The sequence below is a fragment of the Psychromonas algicola genome, from assembly GCF_004378355.1.
In the GTDB taxonomy this organism is placed as follows: Bacteria; Pseudomonadota; Gammaproteobacteria; order Enterobacterales; family Psychromonadaceae; genus Psychromonas.
In genome coordinates this window covers 15,417-36,904 of sequence record NZ_SNUB01000035.1, presented here as the reverse complement: position 1 = coordinate 36,904, position 21,488 = coordinate 15,417, and the positions used below count along the sequence as shown (strand labels likewise).

General features: G+C 37.0%; 22 protein-coding genes and 1 pseudogene. 10 read left to right on the top strand and 13 right to left on the bottom strand.

What is annotated here, in order from left to right:
* The first annotated feature begins 302 nt into the window (after nt 1-302).
* The 7 genes from E2R67_RS14390 to E2R67_RS14360 all read left to right on the top strand — a co-directional run bounded on the left by E2R67_RS14390 (nt 303) and on the right by E2R67_RS14360 (nt 6,053).
* Nucleotides 303-890 carry an imm11 family protein gene (locus E2R67_RS14390; protein WP_134291649.1) on the top strand — a complete coding sequence of 196 codons (588 nt, stop codon included), beginning with the start codon at nt 303-305 and terminating at the stop codon, nt 888-890.
* A 119-nt stretch (nt 891-1,009) separates the two neighbouring features.
* Nucleotides 1,010-1,603, top strand: coding sequence for an imm11 family protein (locus E2R67_RS14385; protein ID WP_134291648.1), 594 nt, complete (start codon nt 1,010-1,012; stop codon nt 1,601-1,603).
* A gap of 159 nt (nt 1,604-1,762) precedes the next feature.
* Nucleotides 1,763-2,767 carry a hypothetical protein gene (locus tag E2R67_RS14380; RefSeq protein WP_134291647.1) on the top strand — a complete coding sequence of 335 codons (1,005 nt, stop codon included), beginning with the start codon at nt 1,763-1,765 and terminating at the stop codon, nt 2,765-2,767.
* 173 nt (nt 2,768-2,940) lie between these two features.
* A complete protein-coding gene (locus E2R67_RS14375; protein WP_134291646.1) occupies nt 2,941-3,666 on the top strand; it encodes a hypothetical protein in 726 nt (241 codons plus the stop codon).
* 81 nt (nt 3,667-3,747) lie between these two features.
* Entirely contained in the window at nt 3,748-4,566 is an 819-nt protein-coding gene (locus tag E2R67_RS14370) for a polysaccharide lyase (RefSeq protein WP_134291645.1), read from the top strand.
* Nucleotides 4,567-4,584: 18 nt separating this feature from the next.
* Nucleotides 4,585-4,992 (top strand): GFA family protein, encoded by a 408-nt coding sequence (locus E2R67_RS14365; RefSeq protein WP_134291644.1) that lies wholly within the window; start codon nt 4,585-4,587, stop codon nt 4,990-4,992.
* A 146-nt stretch (nt 4,993-5,138) separates the two neighbouring features.
* The gene (locus E2R67_RS14360; protein ID WP_134291643.1) at nt 5,139-6,053 is read left to right on the top strand and encodes a glutaminase; all 915 of its coding nucleotides are present in this window, start codon (nt 5,139-5,141) and stop codon (nt 6,051-6,053) included.
* A gap of 93 nt (nt 6,054-6,146) precedes the next feature.
* On the opposite strand, the gene E2R67_RS17015 is transcribed toward E2R67_RS14360, so the two are convergent.
* From E2R67_RS17015 to E2R67_RS14345, 4 genes and pseudogenes are all read right to left on the bottom strand, one after another.
* Nucleotides 6,147-6,770 carry a methyl-accepting chemotaxis protein gene (locus E2R67_RS17015; protein WP_445177048.1) on the bottom strand — a complete coding sequence of 208 codons (624 nt, stop codon included), beginning with the start codon at nt 6,768-6,770 and terminating at the stop codon, nt 6,147-6,149.
* A 198-nt stretch (nt 6,771-6,968) separates the two neighbouring features.
* Nucleotides 6,969-8,099: pseudogene (locus tag E2R67_RS17010) on the bottom strand (FIST signal transduction protein); the annotation flags it as partial.
* 565 nt (nt 8,100-8,664) lie between these two features.
* Nucleotides 8,665-9,057, bottom strand: coding sequence for an ArsR/SmtB family transcription factor (locus E2R67_RS14350; protein ID WP_134291641.1), 393 nt, complete (start codon nt 9,055-9,057; stop codon nt 8,665-8,667).
* 3 nt (nt 9,058-9,060) lie between these two features.
* Nucleotides 9,061-9,336 (bottom strand): hypothetical protein, encoded by a 276-nt coding sequence (locus tag E2R67_RS14345; RefSeq protein WP_134291640.1) that lies wholly within the window; start codon nt 9,334-9,336, stop codon nt 9,061-9,063.
* Nucleotides 9,337-9,473: 137 nt separating this feature from the next.
* Here E2R67_RS14345 and E2R67_RS14340 point away from each other — a divergent pair, with 137 nt between their 5' ends.
* From E2R67_RS14340 to E2R67_RS14330, 3 genes are all read left to right on the top strand, one after another.
* Nucleotides 9,474-10,469: a permease gene (locus E2R67_RS14340; RefSeq protein ID WP_134291639.1), complete on the top strand. Its 996-nt coding sequence runs from the start codon at nt 9,474-9,476 to the stop codon at nt 10,467-10,469.
* 65 nt (nt 10,470-10,534) lie between these two features.
* Nucleotides 10,535-10,891, top strand: coding sequence for a glutamine amidotransferase-related protein (locus tag E2R67_RS14335; RefSeq protein ID WP_134291638.1), 357 nt, complete (start codon nt 10,535-10,537; stop codon nt 10,889-10,891).
* 56 nt (nt 10,892-10,947) lie between these two features.
* Nucleotides 10,948-11,235: a type 1 glutamine amidotransferase family protein gene (locus E2R67_RS14330; protein ID WP_134291637.1), complete on the top strand. Its 288-nt coding sequence runs from the start codon at nt 10,948-10,950 to the stop codon at nt 11,233-11,235.
* 115 nt (nt 11,236-11,350) lie between these two features.
* On the opposite strand, the gene nlpI is transcribed toward E2R67_RS14330, so the two are convergent.
* The 9 genes from nlpI to pstA all read right to left on the bottom strand — a co-directional run bounded on the left by nlpI (nt 11,351) and on the right by pstA (nt 21,486).
* Nucleotides 11,351-12,256 carry a lipoprotein NlpI gene (nlpI, locus tag E2R67_RS14325; protein ID WP_134291636.1) on the bottom strand — a complete coding sequence of 302 codons (906 nt, stop codon included), beginning with the start codon at nt 12,254-12,256 and terminating at the stop codon, nt 11,351-11,353.
* Nucleotides 12,257-12,436: 180 nt separating this feature from the next.
* Complete coding sequence (secF, locus tag E2R67_RS14320; RefSeq protein ID WP_134291635.1) at nt 12,437-13,384, bottom strand: protein translocase subunit SecF; 948 nt, start codon at nt 13,382-13,384, stop codon at nt 12,437-12,439.
* 12 nt (nt 13,385-13,396) lie between these two features.
* Entirely contained in the window at nt 13,397-15,259 is a 1,863-nt protein-coding gene (gene secD / locus E2R67_RS14315) for a protein translocase subunit SecD (protein WP_134291634.1), read from the bottom strand.
* 62 nt (nt 15,260-15,321) lie between these two features.
* The gene (gene yajC, locus E2R67_RS14310; RefSeq protein WP_134291633.1) at nt 15,322-15,660 is read right to left on the bottom strand and encodes a preprotein translocase subunit YajC; all 339 of its coding nucleotides are present in this window, start codon (nt 15,658-15,660) and stop codon (nt 15,322-15,324) included.
* 51 nt (nt 15,661-15,711) lie between these two features.
* Nucleotides 15,712-16,836, bottom strand: coding sequence for a tRNA guanosine(34) transglycosylase Tgt (gene tgt / locus E2R67_RS14305; RefSeq protein ID WP_134291632.1), 1,125 nt, complete (start codon nt 16,834-16,836; stop codon nt 15,712-15,714).
* Between the two features lie 132 nt (nt 16,837-16,968).
* Nucleotides 16,969-18,027, bottom strand: a complete 1,059-nt coding sequence (gene queA / locus E2R67_RS14300) for a tRNA preQ1(34) S-adenosylmethionine ribosyltransferase-isomerase QueA (protein WP_134291631.1) — start codon at nt 18,025-18,027, stop codon at nt 16,969-16,971.
* 184 nt (nt 18,028-18,211) lie between these two features.
* On the bottom strand, nt 18,212-18,916 hold the full coding sequence (gene phoU / locus E2R67_RS14295) for a phosphate signaling complex protein PhoU (protein WP_134291630.1): 705 nt from the start codon (nt 18,914-18,916) through the stop codon (nt 18,212-18,214).
* Between the two features lie 13 nt (nt 18,917-18,929).
* A complete protein-coding gene (gene pstB, locus E2R67_RS14290; protein ID WP_134291629.1) occupies nt 18,930-19,742 on the bottom strand; it encodes a phosphate ABC transporter ATP-binding protein PstB in 813 nt (270 codons plus the stop codon).
* 85 nt (nt 19,743-19,827) lie between these two features.
* On the bottom strand, nt 19,828-21,486 hold the full coding sequence (gene pstA, locus E2R67_RS14285; protein ID WP_134291628.1) for a phosphate ABC transporter permease PstA: 1,659 nt from the start codon (nt 21,484-21,486) through the stop codon (nt 19,828-19,830).
* Nucleotides 21,487-21,488: the final 2 nt, after the last annotated feature.

The following is a 21,488-nucleotide window of genomic DNA, read 5'->3' as shown; positions in this document are numbered from 1 at the left end:
AAGTCGATACTAATTACGCTACATTTCATGTTGGTCACTCCATATTTAGATTGATTTGCTGAATACTTATCTATCTTGGCACATTGCGATGCCGTTTTGGAGTGACCATCTCAGCATCCATAAGTTGATCGGAATATAATTAATCACTTAAAGTCAATGACTCCAACTCTGCATCTATTACTTTAAATGTTATTAAAAAAAAGATTAAATTGGACAATGGAGATGAAACTTTGGTGAAATACAAAGCCAAATCTACGAGAACGAATTATAAATATGGTGCACTTGCATAAATAGAGGTAATGATGAGTATTTTTGTTTTTTTTCCATCTGCTGGTTCTAAGGGTGCATTTTTATCAACTGTTCCCTCGGATGGTCCTAGTTCACACAAGTATGGCGAAGCTATTTCATTACTAGGTAGTTTTCCAAAAATTGATGATGCTGTAATGTGTTTTGATCCTAACTTTCCTGAGAATACCGATCTATTAGATATTGTTAATTGTCTTGATGGCGTCGTTGTTATTAACCAAAAGGTGAAAAAAATATTTGAATCTTTAGGAGTTAACGGTGAATTTCTTAATGTTCGAATATGGGACCATCAAGATAAAACCGTATCAGATAACTATTTCATATTTAACTGTTTAAGTGTTTTCGATTTTATCGATATGGAAAAATCTAAGGTTGCAATGAGTCCATTTTTTCCTGATCGAATAAAAAGAGTTAAGTCATTAGTAGTAAATCAAGATGCAGATATACAGAGTCATGCTTTTGTTCCTAAGGGTATGGAAGATCAAATTTTTATTACCGAAAAACTTAAGACAGCTTTAGAGGCGGAGGGGGTTACAGGTTTTAAAGTTTTTGAAGCCGAGGGATGGGACGGTCTGGATGTTTGATTTTTCTTTGTATGTTTCTATGACTTAATAAAAACTACGAGACATCCATTAGTTGCTCAAAACAAATCAAACTCTTACAATTTAAAGTTAATGACGATCCAACACTTCTAGAGCAAAACATGAGTAGAAACCTTATGACAACATATAGGTTATTAAATAATATTTTTGAGTATCACGAAGCCTTTATCGAATTTAAACAATTCCGAAGGCAGTTTGATGGCGTTAAGGTATGGTTCAATCAAAAAAATGAATCGTTAATTGATAAGTTACAAGGTGATTGGATACCCATCGATATCCAATTTAGTTCTGACCTAAAAAATAATAACATCCCTGATATTTCTATTTGGAATCTTTCTTGCCTTATATTGAGTGAGAAAGCAAAGAAGGTATTAGCGCCAGAGTTAAAGAATATTGGCGAATTTTTACCGTTACAAAATGGATTTTATATTTACAATTGTTTAAGTGCTGTAGATGCTAGTGCGATAGATCAAACTAGATCGCGCTTTGAAAGCAATCACTCAGATTCTGCGCATATTCCAAAAGAATTACATTTATTGTCTGAAAAAATTTCGGATAAATTTTTGTTTAAACCCGCTTTTGCTCATCATAGTTTTTTGATCTGCTCGGATGAATTTAAAAAGAGAGTTGAATTGCATAACCTATCGGGAATACTATTTGAGCCAGACTTAGCCAAAATTTTTCCTACACGCTAAAGTTCCTTCGACTTTAAAATCAATAACCAACTCGTTACTTTATGAATACCATTTCTATTCTTAGAATCGTATAATTAACAGCTAAGCTGAAAATGCGAAAAGCTATAAGTGATTTAATTTTAAAAGCATAGTATTTTTATACTGTGTTAGGAGAATAAAATGGTAGATAAAAGATCCTCTATGTTGAGCAATATATTCAGTCAGTTTGTGCCTGATGAAGACGCCTTGCATGATTGTTGGGCTCAATTGGTATTAAAATATGATCGAGAAAACAGTACTGCAAAGTTATATATACCGGCCTACACAGGGATCGATGGTTGTAAATATTTACAACATCCATTAATACAAAGCTATACCACACTAAAAGCCGCCTTTGATAAAGAGAAAAAAGACAAGGAAGCCTTAAATTTAGAGAGTCCACGCAAGGTCTTTGACCTAGTTTCTGATTGTAGCTACGCCACTGTGAATCAGAAAATAGCAGAAGATGAGCTTCATAATTTCCTTACCGAGATTAAAGGGTGCTTTAATTTTCCTGAACAAAAATATCTAGGTGAAATCGGTGATTTTTCATATTACTGGTTAGGTCAATATGTTGAATTGAAGGATTGGGCTGACCAAGATAACCGGTGGAATGCATTTGAATTTGAACAAGCGTTAACCATCTACTTACAAGATTTTATAAAGCATTATTGCGAGCATGGTTACAAGCAAGTGAATGAAATGCAGCCAACAATTAACTCCTTAGGTTTATGGATGGCGGAATCAATCATGTTAACCATTAATGAAAGTTTTGCTATTAATCTACCGTTTTTAGACTACAGAGGTGAGGATACTCCAGGGCTATTTAATGACTTTGTGGCGACAGCCATTACAATCAGAGCCTTCTTTCAGTTGCCAGCTCATCTCAAGGAATATATTAACGTAGATGTTAACATGCAAGTAGACAGCGAGATATACGGCCCTACCCCTGATCCATATAATAAACGAGATAATGATTTGATTGATATTGCTCGCAATAGTTCACTTGATCTCGTAAGTTATCTTGAACAATGGTCTGCTTATATTGATGCTCATCCTGATTGTTTTCATGATGAATCACTAGAGTATGCAGCTTACCTTAAGCATGCCTCTCAGAACCCGACGGCTATAAAGCGTGAACCTTAAACCATGCTAATAAGCGGGCTTTAAAAAGAATTGGGTGTTTTTATTTTTATAAGTGTTATTAACAGCTCGCACAAATGAAAATACAAGACATCCAAAGCACACTATTTAATAAAGCATACAATACACATATAGGTTATCGTTTCAGTATTCTAACGCTTAAGGACATAAAAAATATGGATAATATAGAAGTCAAAAATGCCCCTAATGCGCTGCTGAGCAGAGAAATATTAGGCGATTTATCTCCCATCAAAGAAACCAGAAAAGGTAATCGTTTTTTTGTTTTGATATACGTCATTTTAGGCATGTCCATGATGTGTGTGACAATGTTAACCCTAGCAGAGTTTAAAGCACCGCTAGTCATTTGTTTGCTTGCGTTATTGTGGTTTCCACTGATTATTTTTATGATTGGTTATGAACAAACACTAATAGTACAAAACCACCGCTCCTTATTTTTGAAGTATATTGCACAACATTTCAATAGAGACGAAAAATTTCTAATTTTGCTTGGCGGTCGAGCGCTTAAATACAATATTCCAAGTTGGCTGCCAAATGACTTTCTTCACAGAAGCTATTTCATTTTCACTTCAGATCGCATACTTATTATTACACTCAAGGCATCAATGATAAAAGCAGGCGGGCTTTTTGATTCATTAGATAATGATTTTGAAAGCCTTGTTTCGGACGTTTATTGTTGTGATTACTTTGACAAACCTTCCCCTGTATTTGGTGGTTTTATCAAAAATATTCTCGCGAATATCTCTCATACCAAAATACAAATTTGTGCAACAGGAGAGAACGAACATTATCCTTGGGCATTAGAAAATAAAGGCACAAAAGCAGGCAAGTTACTCAACAAGATAATCTCTCGCATAGATTCGAAAAATACGCTTTCTTTGTAAAGAAAAAGGGTTCCAACAAAAATAAAATATGATCCACGTATCTTCTAAGTGACTAACCAAACAATGTTAAAGTCGTTGCAAATGCCTTTTCAACTTATTGGTAAATTTAAAATGAAAAATGTTTATTCTGTTACCTTGTTTTCTTTTTTATTATTGAGCGCAGGAATACACGCACAAACTCAAAATGAATTGTTACTGTCTGAAGATTTTAATGACATTCAACCCGAAAGTTTAGGCCAAAAGCTGTTACAAAATAAATATATTCAGCTTGCTGAAGGTAAAGGAAAAGATGGCTCTAATGCTATCCGCGTTTCTTATGTTGGTTATGAAAGAGGTAGCCAACGAGTAACATTAAGATTTCCATTAACTCGACACGTTACGCAGGCTACACTGTCCTTTGATGTGTTATTTGACCAAGACTTTCAGTGGACTCATGGTGGAAAGCTTCATGGGTTGGGGCCAAAGTATCCCGTCACAGGAGGAAAAACTCGTTCCGATCATAAATGGAGTGTGCGCACAACGTTCAAAAAAGATGGCTACATGAAGGCTTATCTTTACGACCAAAATAAAAATGTAAAGTATGGAACAGGTACCACAAGTGCTGCGCCAGTCTTTTTAAAAGATCAATGGCAACATGTTGAACTTGAAATGCAATTAAATACAGCCAATAAAGCAGATGGTGTTGCTCGCATCAACATCGATGGGAAAATACAATCCATCAATAATAATGTTATGTTCCGGGGTAGGACAGGAAAAGATACCGAGATTCAACAATTCCTATTTTCGACATTTCATGGTGGCCATAAACCCAAATGGACACCTGTTGATACTTCAGGAAACCCCACCACTGTTCACGCCTACTTTGATAATTTTAAAGTAATTGATAACATAAAAAAATAACCATAAGAGGACAATATAATGGCAAATATTCATTCTGGATCTTGCTTATGTGGCAACGTTAAATTTGAAATAAAAGGTGAATTTAAGCGATTTTTTTTCTGTCATTGTAGTCGTTGCCGAAAAATATCTGGCTCTGCTCACTGCGCAAACTTATTCGCTCCGGGTGCAAAACTGACTTGGCTTAGTGGAGAAGACAAAGTTAGCTTTTATCGATTAGAAGGCTCGAATTTTTCTCGCAATTTTTGCTCAACTTGTAGTTCAGTACTACCAATCCATGCTAAAACAAGAGACATAATTGTTGTTCCAGCTGGTTGCTTGGATACTGACGTAGACATTCAACCACAAGCCCACATACATACTGCTAGCAAAGGTAATTGGGACAAAGTACTAAACGACATTCCTTGTTTTGAGCAAATGCCAATCTAGTTTCAAATCAATGAGCTGTGTTCATAACAACATAGAAAGTACTTATTTGTTATTACAATGCGAACAGCGCTAAAAATAATAAATGATTTTTAGCATTAAAAAACTTAACATAGTTAACACTATCTGTTTTTTATGGAGCTTTCACCTTGCAAGATATTCTCAATGACATTGTAAAAGCAATGAATGCAAGTACCGATCGTGGTCAAGTTGCCGACTATATTCCTCAACTTGCAGCTATCGACCCAAACCAATTCGGTATCACCGTTGCATTACCAGATGGGCAAGTGTTCAGCGCGGGTTGTGCTCAAAAACCATTTTCAATTCAAAGTATCTCTAAAGTATTTAGCCTGACTTTGGCCTTAGGCAAAATAGGTGATGCAGTTTGGGCGAAAGTAGGTCGAGAACCTTCAGGAGACCCTTTCAACTCTATCGTTCAACTTGAACATGAGCACGGTAAACCACGTAATCCTTTTATTAACGCGGGTGCCATTGCTATTGTTGATGCCATCATGATGGGGCATGAGCCAAAAGAATTACTGGCAGAAATTTTAAGTTTTGTTCGTTATATTGCGAATGACAACAGCATTAGTATCGATGAAAAAGTGGCACAGTCTGAATTAGCGACAGGACATCGTAATAGCTCACTCGCACATTTCATGGCTTCCTTCGGTAACATCGAACACGATGTTGATTGTGTACTCGGCGCTTATTATCATCAATGCTCGATTGCTATGTCTTGCGAACAATTAGCACAAGCAGGTTTATTTCTTGTTTCTGAAGGCACCAATAAGAGCACAGGAAGTCGTGTTGTCTCTTCCGCTAGGGCAAGACGTATTAACTCATTGATGTTGATGTGTGGCCATTATGATGGCTCTGGTGAATTTGCCTATCGTGTTGGTTTACCGGGTAAAAGTGGTGTAGGTGGTGGTATTTTAGCGATAGCTCCGAATAAAGCCTCTATTGCAGTTTGGTCTCCGGGACTCGATAAAATAGGTAATAGTAAACTCGGAACACAGGCATTAGAGATGTTAGTGGAACGTACTGGATGGTCTATTTTTTAGAGTTAACGCGAACAAAATGAATAGCTAATAAAACTACCTTTACTCGCAATCACGCGACGAAAAGGTAGTTTAGCGAGATAATATCCGAATGAATTAAGACTCTCCCATTTGATTTCTTATCACTGATGATTTACGAATATTGTCTGCACTATTTTCACTCGCTTCATGCAAACTTTTGGTAATTGCTAAACCAGTATTCAAGAAGTTTAGCGTATCAGTTGCAGAGGTTTCAATGGAATCGACAGCCGAAATAGCTTCTTCAAATTGCTCATTTGTATTATTCATTAAGCTACCTAGCCCTGAAATAACGCTTGAAATATCGCTTATTTGTTTTAGCAAACTATCAACGTTACCACGAGAATTATCAAGCGATTCTTTGGTGCCTTGAGCCAATTTACGCACTTCATCTGCAACCACAGCAAAGCCTCGACCTTGCTCACCCGCTCGTGCCGCTTCAATACTCGCATTTAGTGCTAAAAGGTTAGTTTGTTCAGCTATTTTTTCAATCACAGTGAAAATTGTTTCAATGCTATTTACTTCGGAATTTACACTCTCAACATTATTTGTGAGTAGTAATACCTCATTGGTCAATTGTTGTAGTTCCGTACTAGTTTTATCAAACTGATTTTTTAACTGCGTTGACTGTAGGGTAATGCTGTCAACTTTTTCAATGGAATTATCATTGATTTTCGCAGAATCCGTGGCAATAGTTAACATCCCTTTATTGTCATCAATAACTTTCTCTTGAATATCGCTTAATAGTTTACTTGCTTTACTAGGCTGCTCTAAAAAGTAGCGCGCATAATCAGCATATTCAGTGATAAATTGTGTATTAAATAAGTTACCGTTTCCCTCTCTAGGATAGAAGAATACAGCGGCTAAAGTTTGGTTAACATTCACACCAAATAATTCACCAAAGGTAGAAAAACCAGCCGCAGGAAAATCATCAAAACACTTAATGCTATCTAATTTCCCAGGGTTGGTCATTCGACGTAATGTACAGTCGAATAAAATTCCCGCTGAAGGCTGAGTATAACCTTCTGAAAAATCAGCAAAATCTTGATGCGTCTTGTTCACAAAATCGATAGGCTCCATCAAATGTAGCTCAGTACCTAACGGCGTGTCACAATGAAAAGAGACCGATTTATTTTCAACATCAACGCCTCCAATTGCACGAATGTAGTGGTGGCCACCCACTTCGATAGCAAATGTATAACCTGTGATTGCTTTTTCAAGATTCTCTGGCGTACATTTAAAGTGCTTACATAATTCATCGACAACGTTAAGTAATTCCATTGAATTGTTGTCAATAAAATCATTAACACGACGAAAAGTAACATCGGCATCACCAATCATCCATTTTTTACCAACGGGTTTAAAGTTATGAGAACGGAAAGTTCGGTAACCATATTCTGGTTGTAGTTTAATAAAGCAAAACATTGCATGAGAATGACGAAGTTCAGTGCCATCATAAAAAGGAGATTGAATAAGATCCCAAGCACCAGCAGTACTCCCTCCGATAAGAGGAACAGGAAAACCACCATTGAGGTAATTAGCTTCCATTAGCCAGCTTTCACATAGGCTTAAACTGTTAATAAAAGTTAACCCTACAGTATCTCGGGCATCTAGCTCTAAATCAGGTTTAACCTGACTCAATGATTGAGTAATTTGTTTAACACGCTCTGCTTTAGATAAAGTGTTTTTACCTTTTTTAATATCTTCACAGGGCAATGAAATTGTTTTAATAGAAACTTTAGCAATCAATTTTTTTGAAAATATTTGCAGAACAATACTCTTTCTATCATCCTTCCCTTGTTGATAAAGATCATCGGACTGACTATGTAATTCGCCACAGGTAGAAGTAAGTACTAGATCTCCTTTGTATACCTTTCTAATTTCTCGCTGTATTTTATCTAAATCGTTACTCGGAGAAACGTACCCTAAAATAAGAGCGGGCTCTACATCATCAATATATAATTGCTTTTCTTCAAGTGTCCCTACTTTTTCCGCAGAGAGAGGTAATACTTTGCAAACCGCACTAGGCATTAACTTTTTCTGTGGCATTTTACGGTTAGAAAAAAAATTTAACGGCATACTCACTCCTACCTTCAAGTATTAAAATAAAAACACAAAAAACAAGTAAACATCAAAAATTAAAGTCAATAATATATTATAAATGAATTTTATGACATAAATTTGAATGGGAAAGAATATAATCAAGTTATATTTAGTAGACTAATTAAAAAATACTCTAGGTAAAACAAAGCTTTATTTCACAAAGCTCAATAAAGAAAAAGTAAATAGGGACTATTGCGATGAGAAAATAGATAACGATTGGTTCAAACCTGAATAAGTGAGTTTTCTTTTAAAGTACTAACGCATTAGTCATTTCAGCAAAGATCCCCCTTCAACTCCTTTAGATTCTAAATGCTGTTTTAACCTTTGGGTTTACTTTTACCGTTTCAACTAAACCAATAATACTGATCGTTTTAACACCATCGAAGGTAACAGATGGATCGGTTCAACTTCTTAATATCACATCATAGGAACCATATTATCAACGCCTGCTTCAATTAAAGCACCAAAGAGTTGATGAGGTATAAACGGAACATTACCCTTCAACCAGCTTTATCCAATCGTCGCTATTTGGGCCAATCACACATTCACCATTGACTCGCATTCCTAAACGTAATTTGCATCGCCCTGCGACACTTTCAAACTGATTCTTAGGCAATTGACGGATAGAGTCAACTAACAACAGCCAGTGTTTTTCTGTTTGCTCTGCTAAGGTGTAATAAACCCATTTACCGTTCTTTTCTTGATCAAGTAAACCCGCTTTAAATAGCATTTTTAAATTTCGAGATACGTTGTATTGCGTCTCCCCTATTACATCCATCGCTTCTGCGACGGTGACTTTTTGATCAACATGAATAAGCAACCAACATAATCTTAAGCGGTGTGGTTCGGCTAACGCTTTTAATGCATCTAAATATTGTAATTCCATTTGTTACTCTTTTTGTTTTCTTATACTCACAAATATTATCATTATTCCAATCAAGAATACGATACTTGAATGAATCGCATGCATGAGCACGATTTCTTTACTTTCACCTGTTAATAACGCATACCAAAAAAATGGACAAAAGAAACCGAGTAAAGCGATATTACGGCCAGCTTTTGTTTGCTCTGATAACCCTTCATTGTGTAACAAACCAGTAATCACTTTCACTATGTGCGTATAAGCACAAAGCGATCCTAACTTACCAATCACCTTTTTCAACATTTCATTCTCCCCATCTAAAGATTTGAGTATACATAAAAACAACATAAAATCACACTTGCGCATTTATGCATATGTAATTATGATAGCTCTGTTCCATTAATTAAGCATTTGCTAATAAACAACATAAAGGTAATTTTATGAACATAGATAAACTAACACTCGCATTGAATGAATTTGTTCATGTAGGTGGCGCTTTAGTCATTGTTATTGCTGTGGTCTCAGTATTAACAGGTTTTATGCGTGAATATATCCCTCAAGATAAACTTCAAAAAAAACTAACAAAACATGAAAAATGGGGGCCGTTGTTAGGGTCTCTATTCGGTATGTTAACACCATTTTGCAGCGCGTCAGTCGTACCAGTGACAATGGGAATGGCAACTATGGGCGTCTCACTTGGCACAGTTTTAAGCTTTTTGATTTCAGCGCCTTTGTGTAACTTTGTCGTATTAGCAATGATTTATGCAACCTTCGGATTTAAAGTAACCATTGTTTATTTGGCGCTAACCTTTACCTCTGCAGTATTGGGTGGATGGTTAATCACCAAAACACCATGGAGAAATGAAATCAAACACGCAGATGAAATTGAGGGTAACAAAGCACCAACTTGCTCCGCAGCTCCTACCACCTCTTCATGTTCAGGGCTGGAAACAGAAACAAAGCCAGTAGCAACAGTAAGTAGTTGCTCAGCTACATCAACTTGTTCGGCAACACCATCTGCTGAATCTAGTAAAACAGAGAATGCATTACGCTTTGCGCTTATTTTGTTTAAGAAAATAATTCCTTACGTATTACTCGGTGCGATCATTAGTGGTTTATCTGCAGCTTATTTACCTGCTGACTTGGTTGAAAAATATGTCGGTGATAACAGTATTCTCGCAATTTTTATTGCTGCTGTGATTGGCGTACCACTTTATTTACGAATTGAAATGGCGATTCCCCTCTTGAGTGTTTTGATTGCAAAAGGAATGGGGTTAGGCCCTGCTATGGCACTAATTGTCGGCGGTACGGGGGCAAGTTTACCTGAGATTGCATTGGTTTCTTCGGTACTTAAACCAAAGGCGGTAATCGCATTTGTGGGTATTATCTTAACCACGGCAGTGATTGCAGGTTTGTTATTCCAGTACGTTGTTTAACGTCTTTTATAGGGTCTGAGCTCATTGAGTCAGGCCCTCGTCATTTAAAAAAAGAGCGAATAAATATGAAAATTGGAATTTTATTATGTGGTGACGTTCCTGCAAAGCTTATCGAAGAATTCGGCGATTACAGCGACTGTTTAAAAATGCATTACCTCTTAGATGCCTATGCTTCAGTTAAAATTTGGAATGTTTATCAACGCAATGAGTTTCCTAAGTTTAGTAATGAATGTGATGTTTATATCATTGGAGGAAGCCCATCAGGCGTGAATGATAATTTAAATTGGGTTAAAGATTTAACGGCTTTTATTCAATCTGCTTTTCACACTAAAAGAAAATTATATGGTATTTGCTTTGGTCATCAAGTGATTAATTATGCGCTTGGCGGAAAGGTAGAAAAACAAAGAGAGGATGGGGATTAGGCGCTTATGATGTATTATTAAATCAAAATATAGGTGAGTTAGCATCGGGTCAAAAGATGAAGTTAATTGCTATTCATCAAGATCAAGTTACTAGAGTAGGAACTGATTTCGAAGTACTCGCTGGAAATGAGTTTTGCCCTCATTACATGACGAGATATCAAGATAAAGTCTTAACAGTACAAGGTCACCCTGAATTTACAGCAGCTTTTTTTAATGCCTTACTTTCGCAACGTAAAGATATATTCCAACAAGATAAAATTGAAGCTGCGACAATAGCAGAAGACATTAAGATAGATAATTTAACCTTTAACCATTTTGTTAGTGAGTTTTTATTTGCCAAATAATCACTATAATTCTAGGGATAAGATAGAGCAATGAAACTAAAAAGCTCACCGGAGTGAGCTTTTTAGTTCAGTTTAGTTGCTATTACAAGACATTAAACTGGCTCATAAGTATTGATTACAATTGCTGTAATTTAATTTGTATATTCTTTAACTCTAATAATGCATATTTGTATTCAATGAAGTCTTTCACACTACCAGCAATACTTAGTTTCAAGTAATAAAGCCCTTTAGTTAGATTGTTATTATTCATATGCCAATGTGCAAGGTAGTAATAAGCTTCAGATAAACGATGTGCTAATTCTTCATTAGTTTTCACACCATTTGCTACATTATCAAAGAATTGCTCTTCGGTGATTTTACCGTTGATCACACTCACTATTGCCCATGCAAAACGTTTATCTTCTGCCGCTGGTTGTGCCTGTCTGATTTGTTCTAATGCGAGCTTAGGGTCAATCAGAAAGTTAATTCTGTAACGCCATAACGCACGGTATGGGTCAGTGGGATCAAGCTGATAGAAATGCTCAATATCTTGTTGAGCTCCATCAAAGCGTTCAACCAATGAAAGACCAATCGCACGATGCAAGTAACTGTATTCGAGGTTATCAGATAACTCGATTGCAGAATCAAAAGCATCAAAGGCTTCATCATAATCGCCAGCCATTAATAAATACACGCCTAAAGAGTTGTAAGCATCTGCAAAGCTAGGGTCGACATTGATAGATTGTGTAAAGTCATAACGGCTATGTGCAGTTAAACCAATGCGGTCGTAAATCAAACCACGTTCATACAATAAGATAGCACGTTGCTTATCATCGACTTTAGATTCGTCAGCAATCAGTTGGTTAAGACGTAATAATTTAACTTCGTCTTGATAGGAAACCTGTATCGGTGTCGCGAGGGGGAAAACTGAACTTCCATTTCCCGTGGCTTCTAGTGTGTAGCTTTGGTTCTTAGTATTTGAACAAGCAGTCAAAATGATAACAGAGAAGAGTATAGCTAATTTGTTAAAAGATAATCGCATGGTTAAGCCCTTATAAACAAGAACTTTAAGAGTGTACTATATCCTTATTAATGTAAAGTTTTAGCAATTGAATTATCTACTTAATCAGACATTTAAAGCAAAAAACTACCCTATTACATACAAAAAAGCACTGCGATGCAGTGCTTTTTTGAAAGATTAATGTTTTATCTTAAGCTGAAATTACATGATTGGATCTTGATCCGCACCTTCTTTTTCAACCACTTCAGGGATCATATGATCACGCGAAATGCCTAATTTAATGGCTAATGCACTGGCCACGTAAATTGAAGAATAAGTACCAACGCCCACACCAATTAATAATGCGGTTGCAAAACCATGTATTAACGCACCACCTACAACAAACAATGAAATCAATACAAAGATAGTTGTGCTAGAAGTAATAATGGTACGGCTTAACGTTTGTGTTAACGATTGGTCAACAATGTCTTCTGGCGTTGCAGTAACAATACTTCTGAAGTTTTCACGAATACGGTCAAATACAACGATCGTATCATTCAGCGAGTAACCCACTACGGCTAATAATGCCGCTAATACTGTTAAGTCGAATTCTATTTGAAATAAAGAGAAAACACCTAAAGTAATAATAATATCGTGAGCTAGTGCTAACACAGAGCCCATTGCTAGTCGCCATTCAAAACGCATACTAACGTAAAGCATGATACAAACTAACGCGATAATAATGGCGATACCACCATTTTCAGCAAGCTCTTCACCAACATTTGGACCAACAAACTCGATACGACGCATATCTACGTCACCAAAATCTGCTGCAGTTAATGCGTTTAATACTTGCGTACCAATCACTTCACCTTTAACGCCTTCACGAGGAGCTAAACGCACCATCACTTCATGGCTACTGCCAAAATGCTGAACAACCGCATCAGGAAAGTCTGCATCGCTTAACGTTGTACGTAGTTCTACTAAATTAGCAGGTTGTTGAAAGCCCACTTCGATTAATGTACCGCCAGTGAAATCTAAACCCCAATTTAACCAGTTAGTACTTAATGAACCAATTGAGATAACAATAAGTAACATTGAAAGCCAAGTGGCTGGTTTTGCATATTTCATGAAGCTAATAGTTTGCTTCGATTTAATTAATTCAAACATAATGAGCTCAGCTTATATAGAAAGTTTTTTAATATCATTACGTCCACCCCACAGTGCATTAACAATCGCACGTGTACCGAAGATAGATGTAAACATTGAAGTTAAGATACCAATTGCAAGCGTTACTGCGAAACCTTTAATCGCACCTGTACCAACAGCAAACAAAATAATCGCCGTGATAAAAGTAGTAATATTGGCATCGGCAATCGTAGAAAGTGCATTTGAATAACCTTCATTAATTGCACGTTGTACAGACTTACCTGCTTGTAGCTCTTCACGAATACGTTCAAAAATAAGTACGTTAGCATCAACGGCCATACCGATTGTTAATACAATACCTGCGATACCCGGCAAGGTTAATGTTGCCCCAGGGATCATAGACATTAGACCAACAATCATGATGATATTGAACACCAATGCAGCATTCGCTACAGCACCAAATTTGCGGTAATAAATAAACATAAATAAGACAACAGCGATTAGCCCGTAAATCATGGCTTTCATACCGTTATCGATATTTTGTTGACCCAAGCTTGGACCAATCGTACGTTCTTCAACGATTTGAATTGGCGCGGTTAAAGCACCAGCACGTAATAATAAAGCTAAGTTATGTGCTTCAGCTGCATTATCTAATCCAGTAATACGGAAGCTACGACCCAATTGCGCTTGAATGGTTGCAACATTAGCGACTTCAATACGCTTCTCAGTTTCAGACTTACCGTTTGCTTTCTTTTTACCTGTTGGTAAATATTCAATAAACAACGTTGCCATTGGTTTACCGATATTATCTTTAGTAAAGCGAGACATTTTACTGCCGCCTTGAGAATCTAAAGAAATATTTACCTGTGCACTACCGTATTCGTCAGTGCTCGATTGTGCATCAACGATATGATTACCCGTTAAGATTATTTTTTTCTTGATAACAACAGGACGACCATCTCTTTCTTGGTAAAGTGCAGAAGAAGCTGGAATACGACCCGCTAATGCATCCGACACATCAGTATCAGAATCTACAGGGTGAAATTCTAACGTTGCTGTCGCGCCCAAAATTTCTTTTGCTCGAGCAGTATCTTGGATACCAGGTAGCTCAACGACGATACGGTCAGTACCTTGACGTTGCACTAATGGCTCAGCAACACCTAATTCATTAACACGATTACGTAAAATGCTTAAGTTCTGGTCTAGCGCATCTTTTTTAGCTGACGCTAATTTTGCTTCAGTCATTGAGATAGTTAAGTAATAAACGCCGCCATTTTCACTTTCATCGAATACAAAACCTGGGTTAATTGGTTTTAGGTAATCAACGGCACTGTCTAAGATATCTTGAGAAGTAAAACGAAGGATCACACCTGTTTCAGAAGAGGCTTTTTCAATACCACGAAAACGTATTTTTTGTTCACGTAATTCACTGCGTAAATCTTGAACCATTTGCTCTTGTTCTTTACTGATGGCTTCATCCATATCCACTTCCATTAAGAAGTGCACACCACCACGAAGGTCAAGACCGAGTTTTAAAGGTTCTCCGCCAATCGCTGCTAACCAATCAGGTGTCGCAGGAGCTAAGTTTAACGCAGTTACAAACCCATCACCGATTTGTTCGCTGATTGATTCACGTGCAATTAATTGATCTTCACTTGAAGATAATCGCACTAAAATTTGTCCGTTTTCTAATACTGTCGATTTTGGAGAAATGTTAACTTTACTTAAGATGTCTTGTACTTTACCTAAAGTAGATAGTTCAACTTTAGCACCACGTGTGGCAGAAACTTGTACAGCGGGATCTTCACCATAAAGGTTTGGAGCTGCATAAACTAAAGTAAATAATACGATGAATCCTAGTAATAAGTACTTCCAAAGAGGATATTTATTTAACACGATAATGTCCTTTATTTGACGCTAAAGGCAATAAAAAAGGCAGGTAAACCTGCCCTTCTCATTTAGATTGATTTAATTGTATCTGTAGGTAGTACAGCTGTAATAAAATCTTTTTTGATTACGATAGAGTTGTTTTCATTTAACTCTACGCGAACGTATGGAGTATCAGCGCTGATTTTTGTAACGCGACCAATTAAACCACCCGTTGTTAACACTTCATCACCTTTTGAAATTGCTTCCATCAGGTTTTTATGCTCTTTTGCACGACGAGCTTGTGGACGGTAAATCATAAAATAGAAAACTGCACCGAAAACAATCAACATAAAAATCATTTGCATGCCGCCGCCATCTGCTGGTGCGCCTTCTGCTGCTGCGTGTGCTTGAGAGATAAATAAACTCATGTTATATCCTTTATTGTATAAAAATTAAACTAATGAATAGTTGTTTTGTAATCAATTATTTAGAATTGGCTTTTCTTTTCCAATTCGTTTGTAAAATGAATCAACAAACTCATCTAATGTACCTTCTGAAATCGCATCACGCAAACCTTTCATCAAACGTTGGTAATAACGTAAGTTATGGATCGTGTTTAAGCGAGCGCCAAGAATTTCTCCGCATTTGTCAAGATGATATAAGTATGAACGTGTATAATTTTTACAGGTATAACAATCACATTCTGAATCTAACGGATTTGTGTCTTCACGATGTTTTGCATTACGGATTTTAACCACACCATCGGTGGTGAATAAATGGCCGTTACGCGCATTTCGTGTTGGCATCACACAATCAAACATATCAACACCACGGCGAACGCCTTCAACCAAATCTTCTGGTTTACCCACACCCATTAAGTAACGAGGTTTGTCTTCTGGGATTTTTGGTGCAATATATTCTAAAATACGGTGCATATCTTCTTTTGGTTCGCCCACGGCTAAACCACCAATGGCATAACCATCAAATCCTATTTTAGCTAAACCTTCTAATGATACATCACGTAAGTGCTCGTAACAGCCACCTTGAATAATACCAAACAAAGCATTAGGATTTTTTTGTTCATCAAAACGATTACGGCTACGTTCAGCCCAACGCAGAGAAAGCTTCATTGACACATCCGCTTCTTCTTCCGTTGCAGGGTAAGCAGTACATTCATCGAAGATCATAACAATGTCTGAACCAAGATCGTATTGAATATCCATTGAAACTTCAGGTGATAAAAATACTTCGTCACCATTAACAGGGCTTCTAAAATAAACGCCCTCTTCTTTAATCTTACGCATTTTACCTAGGCTAAATACCTGAAAGCCGCCTGAGTCAGTTAAGATTGGACCTTTCCAATTCATAAAGTCATGCAGATCACCATGTTGACGGATCACTTTTTGACCTGGACGTAACCATAAATGGAATGTGTTCCCTAATAAAATTTCAGCACCAGTTGCATCCACTTCTTCAGGTGTCATGCCTTTCACTGTGCCATAAGTTCCCACTGGCATAAAAGCAGGTGTTTCAACCGTTCCACGGTCAAAGGTCAAGCGACCACGACGAGCGCGACCATCTTGCTTAAGTAATTCGTATTTCATTGATTTTCCTCGCCAGAAAAACAGTCCGGCTGTAGTTATAAAATAGTGTTATAGAATAGCTTTATAAAATAGGCTTATCAATTTAGCTAATGATAAGGCTCAAAAAAATAATAAAAGTTGATATAAATTATTTTATTCACTTTCATTACTTGTTTTTTTTGTTAAAAACATGGCGTCACCATAACTAAAGAATCGATATTGATTAGCAATAGCGGTTTGGTAAGCCTTGTCTATATTATCTTTTCCAGAAAACGCGCTCACTAACATAAGCAGTGTTGATTCTGAAAGATGGAAATTAGTGACCATAGCATCAACAATTTGAAACTCGTAACCCGGATAAATAAAGATGCTGGTTTCCGAGAAGAACGGCACTAATGGCAATCCTTTCGCTAAAGTAACACTCGCAGCACTTTCAACGGAGCGTACAGAGGTTGTACCAACAGCAATCACTCGCCCGCCAGCCGCTTTAGTTGCTTTAATTTTATCAACCACTTGTTGAGACACTTCAGCATATTCACTGTGCATTTGATGATCGAGGATATTATCTACTTTCACTGGTTGGAAAGTGCCTGCGCCAACATGCAAAGTAACAAAAGCAAAGTCGACACCTTTTGCAGTTAACTTATCTAAGATAACTTGATCAAAGTGTAAACCTGCTGTGGGTGCAGCCACCGCTCCCGGGTTTTTATTATAAACCGTTTGGTAACGTTCTTTATCCGCGTCTTCATCAGGTCGGTCAATATAAGGCGGTAAAGGCATATGCCCGATACGCTCTAATATCTGTAAAACACTTTCATCACTGTCTACTTTGATTTCAAATAATGGGCCTTGGCGTTGTACCATTACCGCATTAACATCATTTTCTAATAATAATTTACAGCCTGGTTTTGGTGATTTAGAGCTGCGAACGTGAGCAAGGAAAGATTGTTCATCTAAAACTCGTTCTACTAACACTTCGATTTTTCCTCCTGTTTCCTTGGTGCCAAACAAACGAGCAGGAATAACGCGAGTATCATTAAAGATAAGTAAATCATCTTCATTAATTAAATCGATAATATCAGTAAAGTGTAGATGGCTTAATTCACCTGAATTAGCTTCTAATGAAAGTAAACGGCTATTAGTACGCTCTGGCGTTGGGTAACGCGCAATTAATTCTTCGGGAAGGTGAAAAGAAAAATCAGCAACTTTCATGTAACGGTTCCAGCAAAATAAAACGCGCAGTATACCTTATGAAATACCTGTTACCAATGAAAATACAGTATTAGCGCTTGTCAGCTAACAATCTTCAAAAATCGTTCATAAAAAAAGCAGAGACAAATAAATTTGGCTCTGCTTTTTAACTAAATATTGATGAACGGTTAGTTTATCAATACTGTTATTCAATTAGTGAGTTTATTTCTTCTTCAGTGGCATGGCGTACATCAATACCTTTCACTAGGTAAATAACTTGCTCACAGATGTTTTGGCATCGGTCACCAATACGTTCAATGGCACGAGCAGATGCAAGTACTTTTAAAACAAATGGCACTGAACGAGGATCTTCCATCATGAAAGTCATTAATTCACGTAAAATACTCTCATATTGGCGATTTACTTTTTTATCTTCATTATGCACAGAAATCGCAGTATGTAAGTCTAAACGAGTAAAAGCATCCAATGCATTATGTAACATTTTTAAAACGATTTGTCCCATGTTTTCAAGACCGATTAAAGACGGTACTTTCTGACCATGATTCTCGATAATCATTTTAGCAATTGATGTTACGCTATCACCAACACGCTCTAATTCAGTTACTGTTTTCATAATAGTTAAGATCAAACGTAAATCACTCGCAGCAGGCTGTCTTTTCGCGATGATTTGTGAGCAGTCTTGATCCACTTTAGTTTCAAACAGATTTACGTCGTTATCTTTAACAATCACTTTACGTGCTAATTCAAGATCATTATCGGCCATTGCAGTTAGCGCATCTGCTAACTGCTGTTCAATAAGGCCCCCCATTTGCATAATTTGGTTACGCACACTTTCAAGTTCATTATTGAATTGACCTGAAATATGACGGTTTATGTTTAAATTTTCCATGTTATTTCCTTATCTAACCGTAACGGCCGGTAATGTAATCTTCGGTTTGTTTTTGTTTAGGCGAAGTGAATAGCGTATTAGTATCTGAATATTCAATCAGTTTACCCATGTACATAAAGGCTGTTTGATCTGATACACGCGCCGCTTGTTGCATGTTATGCGTTACAATCACAACGGTAAATTTTTTCTTAAGCTCGGTAATTAACTCTTCGATAGTTAATGTAGAGATTGGGTCAAGTGCTGATGTTGGTTCATCTAACAATAAAACTTCAGGACCAATGGCAATCGCACGAGCAATAACAAGACGTTGCTGCTGACCACCAGAAAGGCCAAAGGCATTATCATGTAACCTATCTTTTACTTCATTCCATAAGGCTGCGCCACGTAAAGAGGTTTCACAAGCTTCATCTAACGTACGGCGATCATTAATCCCCTGTAAACGTAATCCATAAACAACATTTTCATAGATTGATTTTGGAAATGGATTTGGACGTTGGAATACCATACCAATACGACGACGTAATGAAGCAACATCGACCGACTTGTCGTAGATATTAATCCCTTGTAGTTCAATGTTGCCATCCACTCGACAGATTTCTACTAAATCATTCATACGGTTAATACAACGCAACAAAGTCGACTTACCACAACCAGATGGACCGATAAAAGCCGTTACTTTGCCTTTAGGGATCTTCATCGATACATTATGTAAAGCTTGTTTGTCGCCGTAAAACAAGTCTAAGTTTTTAATTTCTAACGCTGTATTCTCAGCTGTTAATGTTTCTAAGCTATCGCTTTTTGGATTTAAGTTTGATAAATCAATCATTGTATTTCCTAATCTATTTTCGCGCACCTGACGTGCCCAAGTTCATTAACTATATTCGTATTAAGTACTTATTTTTGGTTGTGTACTAATGCTCTAATGAACGGTATTTTTCACGTAAATTATTACGAATTGAAATAGCCGCCAAGTTTAAACCTATGATAACTGTCACTAATAAAAATGAAGTGGCATAAACTAACGGACGTGCCGCTTCTACATTTGGACTTTGGAAACCTACATCGTAAATATGGAAACCAAGGTGCATGAATTTTCTATCAAGATGTAAATAAGGGAAGTTGCCATCAACAGGTAATGTCGGGGCAATCTTAACCACACCAACCAACATCAATGGCGCTACTTCACCGGCAGCACGTGCTACAGCAAGGATTAAACCAGTCATAATAGCAGGACTCGCCATCGGAATAACAATACGCCATAAGGTTTCAGATTTTGTTGCACCTAATGCTAATGAACCTTCACGTAAGGTGCTTGGAATACGGCTTAAGCCCTCTTCCGTTGAAACAATAACAACAGGTAACGTTAAGATAGCTAAGGTTAATGCTGACCATAATACACCAGGTGAACCAAAGGTCGGAGTTGGCAATGCTTCAGGATAAAATAGTTGGTCAATACTGCCACCTAAAATATACACAAAGAAACCTAAACCAAATACACCGTAAACAATTGAAGGTACACCCGCCAAGTTAATTACTGCGATACGGATAAATTTAGTGAAACTGTTTTTCGCAGCGTATTCATGTAAGTAAATCGCTGCAATCACACCAAATGGCGTCACAATAACAGCCATTAACATCACCATAAATACAGTACCGAATATAGCAGGAAAAACACCGCCTTCTGTATTCGCTTCACGCGGATCATTGCTTATAAACTTATAAACTTGATGGAACCAGTGTCCTACCTTTTCAAAGAAACCCATATTATTTGGTTGGTAGAAATCAAGTATATATGACAAAGGCATGGTCACTAAACGGCCAGTCATATCACGAACAACAACACTATCGCGCTTAGCTTGATCACGATAATCAAATAATTCAGCTTCTAGTCCTAAGTATTCAGCTCTTAATGCATCACTTTGTGCTGCAAAATCACTGATTTTTTGATCTGTTAACTGTCCATCTAGCTCTAACTTACGCTGGTTTAAACGGATACGATCTAAATCATAGTTAATTCGACCAATATCACCCGTTAATAAACCATGCTCTTTATCGCGAAAATCTAGTGCTCGTTGGATACGCACATTCAATTCATCTACCAAAGCTTGCCCTTCAAGATTAAGCTTTGTTTCACCCTCATTGATTGAATCAATGTAGCCGTAAAAATTACCATTTTTAGTACGCTCAAATACAGCAACATTATCAGCAACTTTAGTGTCTTTAATAACGGTTTCTAATATCCATTGGAAATCAAGATCTACATACTCACGATTACCAATTTTAATTAAGAAACGCTCTAAAGAAATAGGCATATCTTCTAGGCCTTTCACACCTGCATCTAATAATTGTTGTTTTAATACATGTTCAGAATCGTAAATCTCACCGATTAAAACTGATTTCTGTCCTTGCTCACTCTCCATTGAGAATTCATAAACTGTCGCAGGCCAGAAGAAGCTTAACCCTCTCCAACCAATCAATATGAACAGTCCAATTACTGCAATTAAACTCAAACTTACAGCACCACCTGTCATCCAAATCCACGGTGTGCCTGATTTAAACCATTTACCCATAA

Excerpts from the sequence above, each read along its gene's own strand:
- phoU (WP_134291630.1), bottom strand. The coding sequence starts at position 18,916 with ATGGAAAATTTAAACATAAACCGTCATATTTCAGGTCAATTCAATAAT.
- yajC (WP_134291633.1), bottom strand. The coding sequence starts at position 15,660 with ATGAGTTTATTTATCTCTCAAGCACACGCAGCAGCAGAAGGCGCACCA.
- E2R67_RS14340 (WP_134291639.1), top strand. The coding sequence starts at position 9,474 with ATGAACATAGATAAACTAACACTCGCATTGAATGAATTTGTTCATGTA.
- E2R67_RS14330 (WP_134291637.1), top strand. The coding sequence starts at position 10,948 with ATGAAGTTAATTGCTATTCATCAAGATCAAGTTACTAGAGTAGGAACT.
- E2R67_RS14370 (WP_134291645.1), top strand. The coding sequence starts at position 3,748 with ATGCCTTTTCAACTTATTGGTAAATTTAAAATGAAAAATGTTTATTCT.
- E2R67_RS14385 (WP_134291648.1), top strand. The coding sequence starts at position 1,010 with ATGAGTAGAAACCTTATGACAACATATAGGTTATTAAATAATATTTTT.
- E2R67_RS14350 (WP_134291641.1), bottom strand. The coding sequence starts at position 9,057 with ATGGAATTACAATATTTAGATGCATTAAAAGCGTTAGCCGAACCACAC.
- secF (WP_134291635.1), bottom strand. The coding sequence starts at position 13,384 with ATGTTTGAATTAATTAAATCGAAGCAAACTATTAGCTTCATGAAATAT.
- E2R67_RS14390 (WP_134291649.1), top strand. The coding sequence starts at position 303 with ATGAGTATTTTTGTTTTTTTTCCATCTGCTGGTTCTAAGGGTGCATTT.
- E2R67_RS14335 (WP_134291638.1), top strand. The coding sequence starts at position 10,535 with ATGAAAATTGGAATTTTATTATGTGGTGACGTTCCTGCAAAGCTTATC.
- E2R67_RS14345 (WP_134291640.1), bottom strand. The coding sequence starts at position 9,336 with ATGTTGAAAAAGGTGATTGGTAAGTTAGGATCGCTTTGTGCTTATACG.
- nlpI (WP_134291636.1), bottom strand. The coding sequence starts at position 12,256 with ATGCGATTATCTTTTAACAAATTAGCTATACTCTTCTCTGTTATCATT.
- pstB (WP_134291629.1), bottom strand. The coding sequence starts at position 19,742 with ATGATTGATTTATCAAACTTAAATCCAAAAAGCGATAGCTTAGAAACA.
- E2R67_RS14375 (WP_134291646.1), top strand. The coding sequence starts at position 2,941 with ATGGATAATATAGAAGTCAAAAATGCCCCTAATGCGCTGCTGAGCAGA.
- E2R67_RS17015 (WP_445177048.1), bottom strand. The coding sequence starts at position 6,770 with ATGTTAACTATTGCCACGGATTCTGCGAAAATCAATGATAATTCCATT.
- pstA (WP_134291628.1), bottom strand. The coding sequence starts at position 21,486 with ATGGGTAAATGGTTTAAATCAGGCACACCGTGGATTTGGATGACAGGT.
- queA (WP_134291631.1), bottom strand. The coding sequence starts at position 18,027 with ATGAAAGTTGCTGATTTTTCTTTTCACCTTCCCGAAGAATTAATTGCG.
- E2R67_RS14380 (WP_134291647.1), top strand. The coding sequence starts at position 1,763 with ATGGTAGATAAAAGATCCTCTATGTTGAGCAATATATTCAGTCAGTTT.
- E2R67_RS14365 (WP_134291644.1), top strand. The coding sequence starts at position 4,585 with ATGGCAAATATTCATTCTGGATCTTGCTTATGTGGCAACGTTAAATTT.
- tgt (WP_134291632.1), bottom strand. The coding sequence starts at position 16,836 with ATGAAATACGAATTACTTAAGCAAGATGGTCGCGCTCGTCGTGGTCGC.